A 13714-nucleotide genomic window follows, 5' to 3' on the forward strand; every position below is an offset into this window, starting at 1 on the left:
CGGTCCGCGCCGCGGGTCAGGCGGCGCAGAGCAGGACCAGCGAGCGGCCTGCGGAACCGGCTCGGGTGCCGGTTCCGCAGGCCGCGCGCGGGAGGGTGGTTCTACCTCTTGAAGGCGTCCTTGACGTCGTCCGCCGCGTCCTTGACGTTCTCCCCCGCGTCCTTGACATCAGCCTTGCTCTGGTCGGTCTTGCCCTCGGCGGCGAGATCCTCGTCGTCGGTGGCCTTCCCCAGAGACTCCTTCGCCTTGCCGACACCTCGCTCCGCTGCGTTCTGCGCCTTGTCCCCTGAGCTCATCAGCTTTCCCTTCTCTCCTCGGCCCCCGAGGTCCCGGGAACCGGTTCAACGTGCACACCCTCAGGCTGACGCGGGCCAGACCCACTCGCCTCCGGGGCCGCCCGCTTCGTGGCACGATCGCCCTACCCGGATGCGGGTCCTATCCCGAGGAGGAGCATCGTGCGCAAGGTGACGGTCTACGACGTCGCAGAGCTCGCCGGAGTCTCCATCGCGACCGTCTCGTTCGCCTTCACGCGACCCGACAAGGTCAAGGCGGAGACGCTCCGGAACGTCATGGCCGCGGCCGACCAGCTCGGCTACGTGCCCAGCGCGAGCGCGCGCGGCCTGGCCCGTGGCAGGACCGGCGCGATCGGCATCTACTCCTACGACTACCTGCTCGACCCCGACCACGACAAGCCCGCGACGGACACCCAGACCGCGGCCCCGGACGGACGCCTCTTCCCGCTCTACGCCGACGAGGTCCAGCGGGGCGTCCAGATCGAGTGCCGACGCCGCGGCTACGCGCTCATGCTCGGCGGGAACCGGGCGTCCGACCACCTGCCGCACGTCATCGAGGTGGCCGGCCGGGTGGACGGGCTCATCGCGTTCGCCGGGGCCCTGACGGACGGCGCACGCCGTCAGGTCACCGCACGCATCCCGGTCGTCGAGCTCGGCGGCCTCGAGCGTGACGCCGCCCGCACCGTCCTCGTCGACAACGAGAGCGGCATGGTCGACCTCGCTCGTCATCTCGTCGAGCAGCACCGCCACCAGCGGTTCGCCTACGTGGGCGAGCTCGGCACCCAGGAGTTCAAGGCTCGACGCCGCGGCTTCGAACGGGCGCTGTCCGCCGCCGGCATCACCGTGCCGGACGTCGTACCCGCCCACGCGGGCGACGACGCCTCCACGCTCCGCGCCGTCGCGGAGATCCTCGCGCTTCCCGAGCTGCCCGACGCCATCGTGTGCGACACGGACCAGTCGGCGCTCGCGGCGGGCCGTCGTCGATGGGAGCGAGCACGAGCTGACCCGCTTCGACGGCCGGTATCTCTCGACGGAGGTGGCCGGTGGCTTCACCGGCCGCGTCGTGGGGCTCCGGGCGCTCGACGGCATCGTCGACGTCAGCGAGGTGCGCTACACCCCGCTGCTGTCCGGCGGGACGGCTTAGGAAGCGCCGACGGCGGCGCCCGCGGCAACCCGCAGGAAGTCGAGCTTCTCGGCCGCCTCGGACCCGGTCGCCGCCGTGTACACGACGATGCGCAGGTCGGAACCGGCGACGCTGAGCACGTCGCAGTCGAGCTCGATGTCGCCGGCGAGATCGGTCCGCACGACCTTCCGCTCGGACTGGTGCTCGCCCACGACGCCGCTCTCCCACAGCTCCCGGAACCGCTCGCTCGACTCCAGCAGGTCCGTGACCAGGGCGCGCACGCGGTCGTCGGCGGGGTACCGGCCGTGCACCCGGCGCAGGTCCGCCACGAGGGACGCCTCGAACCCGGTGCGGCTGCCCGACCGGACGACGATCGGCTGTTCGCCCTCGTCCAGCGTGTCCCCGGAGAAGAGCGCCCGGATCAGGTTCCGGCCGCGACCCTTCGGGCCCGGCTCACCCTGCAGCGCCGCCCACAGCGGGCTCCACGTCACGAGGTCCCACGACGCGGTGAAGACCGCCAGCGGGACCTCCCCGAGCCGGGCGATCAGGCGCTGGACCCCGGGCGGGATGTGCGCGGGCACCTCGCGGGGCGACGGCGGCAGCAGCCCCGCGACCACGAACAGGTGGTCACGCTCCGCGTCGGTGAGCTGGAGCGCGCGGGCGAGCGCCGCCGCGACCTGGCTGGACGGCCGTGTGGCACGCCCCTGCTCCAGGCGGACGACGTAGTCGACGCTCAGCCCGGCCAGCGAGGCCAGCTCCTCGCGCCGCAACCCCGACGTCCGGCGCGACGGGTCGAGGGGGAACCCGACGTCGACGGGCGAGAGGCGGTCACGCCAGGCGTGCAGGAGCGTCCCGAGGTCAGTCTGCGAACCGTGCATCACGCCAGTGTCGCAGCGGCAGCACGATCCTGGGTGGTACTGCTGGTCCGTACGTCCAGGCGGGCCTGGTCCTCCCCACGGCGACGCCGCAGAGTCGGGGCATGACGACAACACTGATCACCGGTGCCAACAAGAGCCTCGGACACGAGACCGCCCGCCGCCTCATCGAGGCCGGGCACACGGTCTGGATGAGCGCCCGCGACCCCGAACGCGGTCAGCGGGCCGCGGACGCGCTCGGCGGGCGGTTCGTACAGCTCGACGTGACGAGCGACGCGTCGGTCGCCCGTGCGGCCGAGACGATCGCGGCGGCCGGCGGCATCGACGTCCTGATCAACAATGCGGGCGTGCTGGGCCCGACCAGGCCGGCCGCCGAGCTCACCGCAGAGGACGCCCTGAGCGTCTACGACACCAACGTCTTCGGCATCATCCGCATGATCCGGGCCTTCGCCCCCATCCTGCGCCGGTCGACCGCTCCCACCATCGTCAACGTGACCAGCGGCCTGGGGTCCTTCAGTGCCGTGCACGATCCCGAGCGCGTCGAGTTCGAGGTCCTCGCCCCGCTCTACACGTCCTCGAAGTCAGCGGTCACGATGCTCACCGTGCAGTACGCCAGGGCCTTCCCCGAGATGCGGGTCAACGCCGCCGACCCCGGCTACACCGCCACCGACTTCAACGGCCACGGCGGCCACCAGACGGTCCAGGAGGGCACCGACGCGATCGTCGAGCTGGCCACCCGCGACGGCAAGGGTCCGACGGGCACGTACATCGACCGCTTCGGCGTCGCGCCCTTCTGACGTCCTGGCGGGGGAGCGCCGGTCAGCGCTCCCCCGCCGGCAGGTCGCGGCCGATCAGCCGGGAGATCGCCACCTCGGTGGCGCCGGCCATGTCGACGGAGCCGGGCTCCAGCAGCCACTGGAGCTGCAGGCCGTCCATGGTCGCGACGATCACCCGGGCGGTCGTCCCGGTATCGACATCGGCGGCCACCTCCCCCCGCTGCTGCGCCTCGTCGAGAGCCTCGACCAGCAGGGCGTGCAACCCCTGGTAGCGGCCGCGGAACCAGTCCTGCGCGGGGTGCTGGGCCGTCACGCTCTCCGCCGCGAGCACGGTGTAGAGCCGCACGATGCCCTCGCGCTCCGTGTTGCGCCGCACGGTCTCGACGAGGTGGCGCAGGAACGCCAGGCCGCGGGGACGTTCGTTGCCGAGCTCCTCGATGTCCGTGGAGTCGCGCAGGTCGAGCACCCCGGTGAGCAGGCTCGCCTTGGACGAGAAGTAGTGCAGCACCCCGGCCTGGGTCAGCCCCACCCGGTCGGCGATCTCGGCCAGCGAGGCGCTCTGGTAGCCGCGCTCGGCGAACGTCTCCATGGCGATGCGCAGGATCTCCGCCCGGCGCTCCACGGGAGGCCGCCGCACCCTGGTTCTCCCGCCTTCTCGTGTCATCCGAGCGAGTCTACGGACCCGGTCCGCCCTGCTCCCCGCCACCCTCTCGGGTACAGGATCCTGCTACCTACCGAACACTCGGTAGGTAGCGGTACGATCGGCGCACCAGCCACCCACCGAGGGAGTCGCAATGACGCGCACCACCCGCACAGGGACCATCCGGATGACGCTCGCCACGCTGAGCGTCCTGGCCGTCGGCGCCGCCGGCATCGGCCCGGCCGCAGCCCCCGCCGCCGCCGCGCCGACCACCGCGCACGTCTGGGTCACGACCGCCGACGGCACCCGCAAGCTCGCCGACGGCGGCAACCTCAGCTTCGACACCGGCCCGCAGGCCGTCGACCTCCGCGTGCACCCGGACCAGGTCGCCCAGCGCTTCACCGGCGCCGGCGCCTCCGTCACCGAGGCCTCCGCGGCGCTGATCAGCGCCCTGCCCGCCGGCACCCGCGACAGCCTGCTGCGGTCGCTGTTCTCCCGCACGGGCGACGGCATCGGCCTGAACTACCTGCGCCAGCCGCTCGGCAGCACCGACTTCAACTCCGGCAGCTTCTACACCTACGAGGACACGCCCGGGCAGTTCAGCATCGCCCGCGACCAGCAGCAGATCCTGCCCGTGCTGCGCCAGGCGCTCGCGATCAACCCGGGCATCCGGTTCATGGGCAGCCCGTGGACCGCCCCGGCCTGGATGAAGACCGGCGGTTCCCTGAACGGTGGCAGCCTGCGTGCCGAGAACTACGACGAGTACGCCGACTACCTGGTCCGGGCGATCCAGGCCTACGCGCAGCAGGGCGTGCCGCTCAGCGACCTCACCGTCCAGAACGAACCGCTCTTCGCCACGAGCTACCCCTCCATGAGCATGTCCGCGGCCGAGCAGGCGGAGTTCTTCCGGGTCCTCGACGGGGCGCTGACCCGTGCCGGACTGGGCACCCAGCTCTTCGCCTACGACCACAACTGGGACCGTCCCGACTACCCGCTGGAGGTCTTCGCCGGCACTCAGGGCATCTCCCGCGTGGCCGGTGCCGCCTTCCACTGCTACGGCGGCTCCCCCGAGGCCCAGGCGCAGATCGTGGCGACCGGCAAGCGGGTCTACTTCACCGAGTGCTCCGGCACCGACAGCGAGAACGCCGCAGGAACCTTCGGCGACACGCTCGTCTGGCACGCGGAGAACCTCGTGGTACGGAACATGCGCAACGGCGGCGAGACGGTCATCAACTGGAACCTCGCGCTCGACCAGGACGGCGGACCGCACCAGGGGCACTGCGACACACGCTGCAACGGTGTCGTCGAGATCGCCGGAGGCACGGTCACCCGCAACGCCGAGTTCTACACGCTCGGCCACCTCAGCAAGTTCGTCGACGCCGGCGCCCGCCGCATCGGCTCGACCAGCGAGCAGCCCGGCGGGCTCCAGAACGTCGTCTTCCAGAACCCGGACGGGACCCGCGTCGCCTACGTCGTGAACGCCTCCTCCGGCAGCCGCACCTTCTCGATCACCGACGAGGGCCGATCGCTGACCCACACCCTGCCCGGCCGGGCGGTCGCCACCTACACGTGGGACCCGCAGTCGAGCACCGCCCCGGCCGATCCGGACCCGGCCGGCTGGTACCAGGTGGCGTCGTCCGTGAGCGGCAAGTGCCTCGACGCGGCCGGCTGGGGCACCGCCGACGGGACCGGGCTGCAGCAGTGGGCCTGTGGCGATGCCGGCCAGGCCAACCAGCGCTGGCGCTTCACACCCACCTCGGGCGGCTACTACCAGGTGCTGAGCCAGCACGCCGGCAAGGTCTGGGACGTGGCCGGCGGCCCGGGCGCCGTCGCCGACGGGACCTCGGTGCATCTCTGGTCGTACGTCGGGGGCACCAACCAGCAGTGGCGGCCGATGGCGACCGGCGCCGGCCTCAGCTTCACCGCCCGGCACAGCGGCCTGTGCCTCACGCTGGGCACGGCGACCGGGACCGACGGGACCCGGTTCACCCAGCAGCCCTGCACCGGCGCGGCCACCCAGGTCTTCCGGCTCGGGCAGGTGGGCTGAGCCGGTCGTGCGGGAGCCACGCGGCACGGGGCTCCCGCACGACAGGTCACCCCGCCTGTGCGCGCTCCCAGGCGACCATGCCGCCCTCGACGGACCGGGCGTCGAGCCCCGCGTCGCGCAGCCGGTGGGCCACGCGGGCCGACCGGGCGCCGGACTTGCACAGCACGTGCACCGGACGGCCCGCCGCCCAGGCGACGACGTCGTCCACCGCTCCGGCCACCGCATCCCCGGTGAAGAGACCGGACGGGACCGCCCGCGCTCCCGGCAGCGCGGTGAGCTCGATCTCCCACGGCTCGCGGACGTCCAGCACCGCCGGTTCGGGTCCGGCACCGCGCAGCGCCGCCAGCTCGCCCACGGAGGTCAGTGCGCCGTCCGACGGCGGCAGCCCGCAGAACACCGCGTACGGGTCGGCGTCGTCCGGGCCGGACAGCAGCGCCGAGACGGGTTCCCGGGCCGGGTCACGGCGGACGGCGAGATGGCGCCACGTGAGGGCCAGCGCGTCGTAGGTCGCGAGCCGCCCGAGCAGGGTCTCGCCCGTCCCGGTGACGAGCTTGATCGCCTCGGTCGCCATGACCGAGCCCAGCGTGCCGCACATCGCGCCGAGCACGCCGCCGGTCGCGCAGTCCGGCGATGCGCCGGGCGGCGGCGGGTCCGGGAACACGTCCCGGTAGGTCACGCCCTCGAAGCCCTCGGGCGGCGCGCCCCAGAACGTGGCGACCTGCCCCGTGAACTGGTAGATCGCGCCCCAGACGCACGGGATGCCCAGCACCTCGGCGGCGTCCGACACGAGGTAGCGGGTGGCGAACGCGTCCGTCCCGTCGAGGACCAGGTCGTACCCGGACAGCACGTCCAGCGCGTTCGCCGTGGTCAGCCGCTCCCGGTGCTCGACCACCTGGACGTGCGGGTTGACCTCCGCGAGCGCCGCCCGCGCCGACGCCGTCTTGGGCAGCCCCAGGTCGGAGACGCCGTGGACCACCTGGCGCTGCAGGTTCGAGACCTCGACCACGTCGTCGTCCACGATGCCCAGCACGCCGACGCCCGCCGCGGCGAGGTAGAGCAGGGCGGGGCTGCCGAGGCCGCCCGCTCCCACCACCAGCACGCGCGCGCTCGCGAGCCGGCGCTGCCCCTCGGGGCCGATCCCGGGCAGCACCAGGTGCCGGGCGTACCGGGCGAGCTCGTCGCGGCCCAGCTCGCGGCCGGGCTCGACCAGCGGCGGCAGCGCGGTCACAGCGCGAGGTCCAGGTTGTCGCCGACGGCGACCAGCCCGTCGACCGGGGACGACGCCAGCGCCCGCTCCCGCCGCGGCGGCCGGCCGGCGCGGGCGGCGTCGTAGCCCGCCTCGACCGCGAGCCGCATCGCGCGGGCCATGCGCACCGGGTCGGCGGCGCGGGTCACGGCCGTGGCGAGCAGGACGCCGTCGCACCCGAGCTCCATCGCGAGCGCCGCGTCCGACGCCGTGCCGATGCCCGCGTCCAGGATCACCGGGACCGAGGCCGCGGCGGCGATCGCCTCGATGTTGCGCGGGTTGGCGATGCCGAGCCCGGAACCGATGGGCGAGCCCAGCGGCATGACGACCGCGCAGCCCACGTCCTGAAGGCGGCGCGCGACGACCGGGTCGTCGTTGGTGTACGGCAGCACGGTGAAGCCGTCGTCGACCAGGATCTTGGCCGCCTCGACCAGGCCGATGGCGTCGGGCAGCAGGGTCACGTCGTCGGCGATGACCTCGAGCTTGACCCAGTCGGTGCGGCACGCCTCCCGGGCGAGCTGCGCGGTGAGCACCGCCTCGCGCACGGAGAAGCAGCCCGCCGTGTTGGGCAGGGCGCGGATGCCCAGGCGTTCAAGCAGCCCCCAGACGGACGGGTCGCCGGCGCGGGCGGGGTCGTCCGCCTGCCGGGGCCGGGACACGCGCCGCATCGCGACGGTCGTCAGCTCCGTGCCCGACGCCACGAGCGCGTCCTCCAGGGCGAGCAGGCTCGCCGCTCCCCCGGTGCCCATGATCAGGCGCGACCCCAGCGGTGTGCCCGCGATGGTGAGCGGTGTGTCCTCCGTCGTCAGCATGGTCAGCCTCCCTGTACAGCGGCGACGACCTCGACGCGGTCGCCGGGCTTGATGGTGGTGGTGCTCCAGGCCCCGCGCGGCACGACGGCGTCGTCGACCGCGATCGCGACGCCCCGCGGTGCGCCGTCGACGACGAGGCCGGGCAGCAGCCGGGCCACCAGGTCGGTGACGGGCAGGGGTTCGTCGAGCGGGTACGGCTCGCCGTTGACGACGGCGGTGCCTGGCGCTTCGGTGGATCGTGCTCGGGTCATGCTGTGCCTCCTTCGATGGTGCTGTCTGCGTCGGCGAACCTGCGCGGGTCCGCGAACCGAGTGGTCGCCTCGACGGCCGCCACCGCCGCTGCGTCGCCCAGGGTGACGCCCGGGGCGACGCCCAGTGCCTGGTCGACCACGGCCGCCGTCAGCGGTGTGAGCAGGATCCCGTTGCGGTGGTGCCCGGTGGCCAGGAACAGTCCGTCGGCCGCCCAGCCCAGGAGCGGCGTGTTGTCGGGGCTGCCGGGGCGGGCGCGGGTGACGGCCTCCAGCAGGACCGCGTCGTCGAGCTCGGGCAGCAGGGCCCGGACGTCGCGCAGGAGCCCGAAGACGTCACCGGCACGGGTCAGGTGGTCGTCCTCGCGCTCGTCCGACGTCGCGCCCACGATCACCTCCCGCCGCCCGTCGGGCCGTACCGGGCGGGGCACGGCGTAGACCGGTCGGCCCTGCACGGTGCCGCGCACCACGACCGACGGCGCCTGGTCGACCCCGGCGTCCAGGCGCAGCGTCGTGCCGGGCACGGGCCGGGTGGGGGCGCCGGCGAACAGGGAGCCGCTGGCGTGCCCGGCGGCGAGCACCACGGTCCCTGCCGCGTACGCCGTGCCCGTCTCGTCGAGCGCGCCGACGACCGCGCCGTCCGACCAGGTCAGCGAGACCGCCGCGTGCGGAACGAGGGTCCCGCGCGCCGCGACGACGCGGGACAGGGCCACCTGCACCGCACGCGGGTCCACCCGGTGGTCGCCCGGTACCCAGGCCGCACCCGCGACCCGCGGCCCGACGCCGGGCTCACGCCGTCGCGCCTCCTGCGGCGAGATCTCCGCCGAGCCGAGGCCCCACCCGCTGTGCAGGGTGAGCAGCCGGCGCAGCGCGACCAGGTCGTCGCGGTCGTAGGCGAGCGCGAGCGTGCCCGCCGTCTCCAGGCCGACGGCGCCCGGCGGCAGGCCCGCCGCCCGTTCGAGGGCCGCGGCGAACGCCGGCCAGAGGGCGAGCGACGCGGCACCGAGCCGCGCCTGCCCTTCCTCGCCGAAGCCCGTCTCCATGACGGCTCCGAGCATGCCCGCGGCAGCATGGGTGGCGCCGTCACCGGGCGACGGGTCCAGCACGACGACACTCGCCCCGGCCTCCTGCGCACGCCAGGCCGCGGTCAGGCCGACGATGCCCCCGCCGACGACGAGGACGTCGCACACACGACTGCTCACTGCTTGGCTCCCTTCGCTGGCATGACCCAGATCAGGTTCGACGGTCGGCGCCCCGCGCCCTCTCAGCCCCGTCCGGGGCTCCCGTGCACGCCACAACGATAGCCCTCCACGCGCGGGTCCTAAACTCGCGGTCGTGGATCCCCGTACCCGGCTCGCCGACGCCCGCCTCTACCTCTGCACGGACGCCCGGCAGGACACCGGCGACCTCGAACCTTTCCTGCACGCGGCACTGGAGGGGGGTGTCGACGTCGTCCAGCTGCGGGACAAGTCGCTCGAGGCGGCCCGCGAGATCGAGCTGCACGCGCTCGTCGCCCGGATCGCCGCCGAGCACGGCGCGCTGTGGGCGGTCAACGACCGGGCCGACGTCGCACGGCTCGCCGGGGCGCCGGTGGTGCACATGGGCCAGGGCGACCTGCCGTCGGACGCCGTGCAGAGCCTGCTGGGCGACGACCCCGTGCTGGGCCGGTCCACCCACTCCCTCGACCAGGCGCTGGCGGCCGAGGCCGACCCGCGCGTCGACTACCTCTGCGTCGGGCCCGTGTGGGCCACACCGACCAAGCCGGGCCGTCCGGCCGTGGGCCTCGACCTGGTGCGCGACGTCGCCGCCCGGGTGCCGGGCACGCCCTGGTTCGCCATCGGCGGGGTCGACGCCGCCCGGCTGGACCAGGTGCTCGACGCCGGGGCGCGCCGCGTCGTCGTCGTGCGCGCCATCACGCAGGCGGACGACCCCCGGGCCGCCGCCGCCGAGCTGCGTCGCCGGATCACGAGCGCTGACCGATAGCGATGAGTTTCGGCAGCGCTCCTCGTCCGTCACCACGACACCATCCCGACACCCGAGGAGAACATCATGGCCGCCACCTACACCTGGGACGTCTTCTCCACCCTTGACGGCTACGGGTCCTACGGCCCTGACGGCGACTGGGGCGGCTACTGGGGAAAGCAGGGGCCGGAGTTCCTCGACCGGCGTCGTCACGTGCTGCGCGAGGAACAGCGGATGGTGCTGGGAGCCACCACGTTCCGGCAGTTCGTGGAGCTGCTGGGGCCCGTACCGGAGGCCGACCTCGACCCGGTGAACTCCCGCGTGCGCAGCATGCCGACGACCGTCCTGTCGAGCACGCTCGACGGAGACGTCACCTGGCCGGACGCGACGGTCGTCGCGGGCGACGCCGCCGCGCTCGTCGCCCGCCTCAAGGCGGAGTCCGACGTCCCGCTCCGCTCGCACGGCAGCCTGTCGCTGAACCGTGCGCTGATGGCGGCGGGGCTCGTCGACCGCGTCCAGCTGACGATCTTTCCCGTCATCAGCGGCAGGACCGGGACCGATCCGGTCTTCGCCGAGGCGGACGACTTCGATCTCGAGCTGATCGAGAGCCGGACGCTCGACGGCCACACCCAGGAGCTCACCTACCGACCGGTCCTGCACGGCTGACCGCGAACCGTCTCGCCGTCCGACAGCCGTTGACGTACGGCGAGACCGCTCATTAGCCTCCGTGTGGCCGGTGGCGCGTCTCGTCGCGGATGCCGGCCTTGTGGCCCCGGACGAAGGAGTTCCGCCATGCGTACCCCGATCACCCGCCGCACCCTGCTCGTCTCCGGCGCCGCCGTCGGCGCCTCCACCCTGCTGGGCGCACCGGCCGCGAGCGCCGAGGCCCGCGGGGGCCACGCCGCACTCGTGACGCCGGTCGCCGAGGTGCTCGACGGCGGTGAGCAGGTGACCTCGCTGGTCATCTCCTCGCCCGCGCTGAGCCGCGCGGAACGGTCGTCGCTCGGCGCGTCGACGTTCACCGTGCGCGTCACCGCCACCAACCCGCTCAGCGGCGAGGTCGCCTACGAGCAGGACCGCCGGGTGACCGCGGCGAGCTGGACGCGCCGTGGCGCGATCAGCCTGGAGCTCGAGCACGGGTGGGGGGTCGACGGCGGCAGCACCCTGCAGTACACGGGCCCGTACGGCCGCAACGTGGTCCTGGACCTCGATCACGCGATCACGCAGGTGGAACCGCTGCGCGCCAGGGGTGCGGGCGGCCCGGTCGTGCTCGACTCGTTCCGCCAGGGCTCTCTGGCCGATCCGGAGGTCGACGCCTTCACCCGCCACGCGACGGCGTCGGGCCTGAACTACCGGCTGTTCTCGCCCGCGGGTCGACGCGACCGCGACGGTGCGGCGCTCGTCGTCTGGCTGCACGGTGGGGGCGAGGGCGGGCTGGTGACCGAGGACGGGCGCGTCTACTACGACAACGAGACGCAGCTGCGGGCCAACCGTGGCGCGCTCGGCTTCGCCACGCCGGAGGCCCAGGAGCTCTTCGGCGGCGCCTACGTGCTCGCACCGCAGTCGACGTCCGCCTGGATGCTCGACGGCGACGGCTTCGCGCCGCTCGTCCTGGAGGCGATCGAGGAGGTCGCCGCGGCGCACCGGATCGACGCGAGCCGGATCCACGTCGTCGGCTGCTCCAACGGCGGGTACATGTCGCTGAAGATGGTCGCCGAGCATCCCGGGATGTTCGCCACCTCCGTGCCGATCTGCTGCGGGATCGGCGCCCGCGACGGCTCCGACACCTACTTCGTCTCCGACGCCGAGCTCGCGGCGATGACGACCCCGACGTGGCTCGTGGCCTCGGCCGACGACACCACCCTGGACCCGGAGGACAACACCGTCCACGCCCACGAGCGGATCGACGGCTCGATCATGACCATGTACGACGGTGTCACCCGGGACGGGAACACGTACCCCGGTCACTGGTCCTGGATCTACGTCGCCCGCAACGACCCGCGCCATGACGGCACGAGCATCTGGGAGTGGATGGCGGCGTCCGAGCGCTAGAGCTCAGCGGCGCACCAGACGGTCACCCATCCCTGCCTCGTCGAAGGCCGCCACGGTGGTCCGCAGGTCCTCGGAGAAGTGGGCCCAGCTGTCGACGTGGGCGATGAGCACCCGCCGTGCGTCGAGCAGGCGCGCCGCTTCCACCGCGCGCTCCGCGTCGAGCGTCAGCAGGTCGGGCTCGTCCCGCACCACCGGCATACGGACGGCACCGGCGAACAACACGGCCTCCTCGACGTCGAACCGCTCGGCGACCTCGCGGACGACGTCGAGCGAGGCGTTGTCACCGCTGATGTACACGACCGGAAGGCCGTCGCCGGTGAGCACGAACCCGATCACGTCACCGACGACCGGTTGCGAACCGTCCGGTCCGTGCTGGGCGCGCGTGGCGGTGACGGTGATGCTCCCGCCGCCCGGGCGCGGGACGTCGATCGCCTCCCACGGCGCCACCCCGCGCGCGGTCCCGCCCAGGCGCGCCGCCCCGCTGAGGGTCGTCAGCGTGAGAGGGACGTCGGCGAGAAAGGCCCGTCCCGCGTTGTCGAGATTGTCCGCGTGCTCGTCGTGTGACAGGAGGACCGCGTCCACCGCGCCCACGTCGTCGGCGGTGACCGGCGAGCCGACGGTGCGCTCCAGGGGCGACGCGCCGGGATAGGTGCCCGCCGGGTCGAAGGTCGGGTCGGTCAGCAGGCGCAGCCCGCCGTACTCGACCAGGACGGTGGGTCCACTGATCACACGGGCGAGGAACTGCTCGGACGCCGTCGACGGCTCAGACATCTTGTCTCCCTCTCATGGAAGCTCCGGCACGTTGCCGTGATGACTCTACGCGACACCTCACGGCAAAACGCAAGCTGTAGCATGAGGACGTGCCCAGCCCGTCGACCCCACCCGCAGAGCTGCCACCGCCCGCACCCGGCGCAGCCGAGCACCGCGCGCTCGACCTCGCGAACTCCCTCGTCCAGGTCCCCGGCGGCGGCACGGTGGACGCGCTGGCGACGCCCGGGACGGCGACCGCATGGCTGGTCGAGCGCGACCTCGCACCCCCCGGCTCACCGCTCCAGGAATACTGCGCATCCCGCCTGACCGGGCTACGTGGGCAGATCCGCGAGCTGTTCCGCTCGGTCACCACGGGAGCCGCTCCGTCGGCGGAGACACTGGACGGCATCAACGCGGCGCTCCGCCTGGTCCCCGCGACCGAGGTGCTGCGCTGGGAGCCGGATCACGGGCTCGTCCGAGCGGCCGTCCATCCGGTCACCCAGGTGGTCGAGCACGCGATGGCGGCGCTGGCGGCGGACGCGGTCGGCCTGGTCACCCGTCCCGAGGCGGCGTCGCTGGCCGCCTGCAGCGCCAGGTCGTGCAGCCGGTTCTTCCTGCGGACCCACGCCCGCCGCCACTGGTGCTCCACCCGCTGCGGCAACCGGGTGCGCGCCGCCCGGGCCTACGCACGCCGTAGCCCTGCGGAGCCCGCGGCGCGCTGAAGCTCCGCACCATGAGGTGTGAGCTGTTCGGGTGACGAACCGTCACGTACGCTCCGCCCGTGGACAACACCCCTGGCCCGCTCCAGGCCGCCGCAACGCCCACGGCACCTGCTCTCCTGCTGCGCCCATGGAGCGCCACGGACGCGCCGCCCGACAGGGAGGTCGGGG

The 13714-nt window shown here is 73.5% G+C and carries 14 protein-coding genes, 1 pseudogene and 1 riboswitch; of the genes and pseudogenes, 7 read left to right on the forward strand and 8 right to left on the reverse strand.

All coding sequences use genetic code 11. The features are described 5' to 3' along the window. Positions 1-101: 101 nt before the first annotated feature. Positions 102-296, reverse strand: a complete 195-nt coding sequence (locus LUM46_RS24265; protein ID WP_274997650.1) for a CsbD family protein — start codon at positions 294-296, stop codon at positions 102-104. A 168-nt stretch (positions 297-464) separates the two neighbouring features. On the opposite strand from LUM46_RS24265, the pseudogene LUM46_RS26755 reads away from it, so the two are divergent. Then, a pseudogene (locus LUM46_RS26755) lies at positions 465-1205 on the forward strand (LacI family DNA-binding transcriptional regulator); the annotation flags it as partial. 228 nt (positions 1206-1433) lie between these two features. Here the strand turns inward: LUM46_RS26755 and LUM46_RS24275 are convergent. Then, entirely contained in the window at positions 1434-2294 is an 861-nt protein-coding gene (locus LUM46_RS24275) for a helix-turn-helix transcriptional regulator (RefSeq protein ID WP_274997652.1), read from the reverse strand. A 101-nt stretch (positions 2295-2395) separates the two neighbouring features. On the opposite strand from LUM46_RS24275, the gene LUM46_RS24280 reads away from it, so the two are divergent. Then, positions 2396-3088 carry an SDR family NAD(P)-dependent oxidoreductase gene (locus LUM46_RS24280; protein ID WP_274997653.1) on the forward strand — a complete coding sequence of 231 codons (693 nt, stop codon included), beginning with the start codon at positions 2396-2398 and terminating at the stop codon, positions 3086-3088. Positions 3089-3110: 22 nt separating this feature from the next. Here the strand turns inward: LUM46_RS24280 and LUM46_RS24285 are convergent, their stop codons facing one another. Further along, positions 3111-3731: a TetR/AcrR family transcriptional regulator gene (locus tag LUM46_RS24285; RefSeq protein ID WP_274997654.1), complete on the reverse strand. Its 621-nt coding sequence runs from the start codon at positions 3729-3731 to the stop codon at positions 3111-3113. Positions 3732-3861: 130 nt separating this feature from the next. Here LUM46_RS24285 and LUM46_RS24290 point away from each other — a divergent pair, with 130 nt between their 5' ends. Further along, on the forward strand, positions 3862-5754 hold the full coding sequence (locus LUM46_RS24290; RefSeq protein ID WP_274997655.1) for an RICIN domain-containing protein: 1893 nt from the start codon (positions 3862-3864) through the stop codon (positions 5752-5754). Positions 5755-5800: 46 nt separating this feature from the next. On the opposite strand, the gene LUM46_RS24295 is transcribed toward LUM46_RS24290, so the two are convergent. The 4 genes from LUM46_RS24295 to thiO form a co-directional block, all read right to left on the reverse strand. After that, positions 5801-6982 (reverse strand): ThiF family adenylyltransferase, encoded by a 1182-nt coding sequence (locus tag LUM46_RS24295; protein ID WP_274997656.1) that lies wholly within the window; start codon positions 6980-6982, stop codon positions 5801-5803. Then, positions 6979-7812, reverse strand: coding sequence for a thiazole synthase (locus LUM46_RS24300; protein WP_274997657.1), 834 nt, complete (start codon positions 7810-7812; stop codon positions 6979-6981). The genes LUM46_RS24295 and LUM46_RS24300 overlap by 4 nt, the downstream gene beginning before the upstream one ends. A 2-nt stretch (positions 7813-7814) precedes the next feature. Next, the gene (gene thiS, locus LUM46_RS24305; RefSeq protein ID WP_274997658.1) at positions 7815-8063 is read right to left on the reverse strand and encodes a sulfur carrier protein ThiS; all 249 of its coding nucleotides are present in this window, start codon (positions 8061-8063) and stop codon (positions 7815-7817) included. Continuing rightward, the gene (gene thiO / locus LUM46_RS24310; protein ID WP_274997659.1) at positions 8060-9262 is read right to left on the reverse strand and encodes a glycine oxidase ThiO; all 1203 of its coding nucleotides are present in this window, start codon (positions 9260-9262) and stop codon (positions 8060-8062) included. Before thiO ends, thiS begins: the two co-directional genes overlap by 4 nt. Beyond that, a riboswitch (TPP riboswitch) is annotated at positions 9253-9357 on the reverse strand. Its footprint overlaps the gene before it by 10 nt. 38 nt (positions 9358-9395) lie before the next feature. Between thiO and thiE the strand changes: the two genes are divergently transcribed. The 3 genes from thiE to LUM46_RS24325 all read left to right on the forward strand — a co-directional run bounded on the left by thiE (position 9396) and on the right by LUM46_RS24325 (position 12074). Continuing rightward, positions 9396-10043, forward strand: coding sequence for a thiamine phosphate synthase (thiE, locus tag LUM46_RS24315; RefSeq protein WP_274997660.1), 648 nt, complete (start codon positions 9396-9398; stop codon positions 10041-10043). A gap of 66 nt (positions 10044-10109) precedes the next feature. Then, a complete protein-coding gene (locus LUM46_RS24320; RefSeq protein WP_274997661.1) occupies positions 10110-10688 on the forward strand; it encodes a dihydrofolate reductase family protein in 579 nt (192 codons plus the stop codon). Between the two features lie 126 nt (positions 10689-10814). Continuing rightward, entirely contained in the window at positions 10815-12074 is a 1260-nt protein-coding gene (locus LUM46_RS24325; RefSeq protein ID WP_274997662.1) for a prolyl oligopeptidase family serine peptidase, read from the forward strand. 3 nt (positions 12075-12077) lie between these two features. Here LUM46_RS24325 and LUM46_RS24330 read toward each other — a convergent pair whose 3' ends face one another. Then, positions 12078-12845 (reverse strand): MBL fold metallo-hydrolase, encoded by a 768-nt coding sequence (locus LUM46_RS24330; protein ID WP_274997663.1) that lies wholly within the window; start codon positions 12843-12845, stop codon positions 12078-12080. A gap of 89 nt (positions 12846-12934) precedes the next feature. On the opposite strand from LUM46_RS24330, the gene LUM46_RS24335 reads away from it, so the two are divergent. Continuing rightward, complete coding sequence (locus LUM46_RS24335; protein WP_274997664.1) at positions 12935-13546, forward strand: CGNR zinc finger domain-containing protein; 612 nt, start codon at positions 12935-12937, stop codon at positions 13544-13546. Positions 13547-13714 lie beyond the last annotated feature (168 nt).

The sequence above is a fragment of the Promicromonospora iranensis genome, assembly GCF_028994805.1.
Classification (GTDB): Bacteria; Actinomycetota; Actinomycetes; order Actinomycetales; family Cellulomonadaceae; genus Promicromonospora; species Promicromonospora iranensis.

Coding starts and splice junctions, on each gene's coding strand:
- thiS (WP_274997658.1), bottom strand. CDS start 8,063: ATGACCCGAGCACGATCCACCGAAGCGCCAGGCACCGCCGTCGTCAAC.
- LUM46_RS24265 (WP_274997650.1), bottom strand. CDS start 296: ATGAGCTCAGGGGACAAGGCGCAGAACGCAGCGGAGCGAGGTGTCGGC.
- LUM46_RS24325 (WP_274997662.1), top strand. CDS start 10,815: ATGCGTACCCCGATCACCCGCCGCACCCTGCTCGTCTCCGGCGCCGCC.
- LUM46_RS24285 (WP_274997654.1), bottom strand. CDS start 3,731: ATGACACGAGAAGGCGGGAGAACCAGGGTGCGGCGGCCTCCCGTGGAG.
- LUM46_RS24320 (WP_274997661.1), top strand. CDS start 10,110: ATGGCCGCCACCTACACCTGGGACGTCTTCTCCACCCTTGACGGCTAC.
- LUM46_RS24290 (WP_274997655.1), top strand. CDS start 3,862: ATGACGCGCACCACCCGCACAGGGACCATCCGGATGACGCTCGCCACG.
- LUM46_RS24275 (WP_274997652.1), bottom strand. CDS start 2,294: ATGCACGGTTCGCAGACTGACCTCGGGACGCTCCTGCACGCCTGGCGT.
- LUM46_RS24280 (WP_274997653.1), top strand. CDS start 2,396: ATGACGACAACACTGATCACCGGTGCCAACAAGAGCCTCGGACACGAG.
- LUM46_RS24300 (WP_274997657.1), bottom strand. CDS start 7,812: ATGCTGACGACGGAGGACACACCGCTCACCATCGCGGGCACACCGCTG.
- LUM46_RS24330 (WP_274997663.1), bottom strand. CDS start 12,845: ATGTCTGAGCCGTCGACGGCGTCCGAGCAGTTCCTCGCCCGTGTGATC.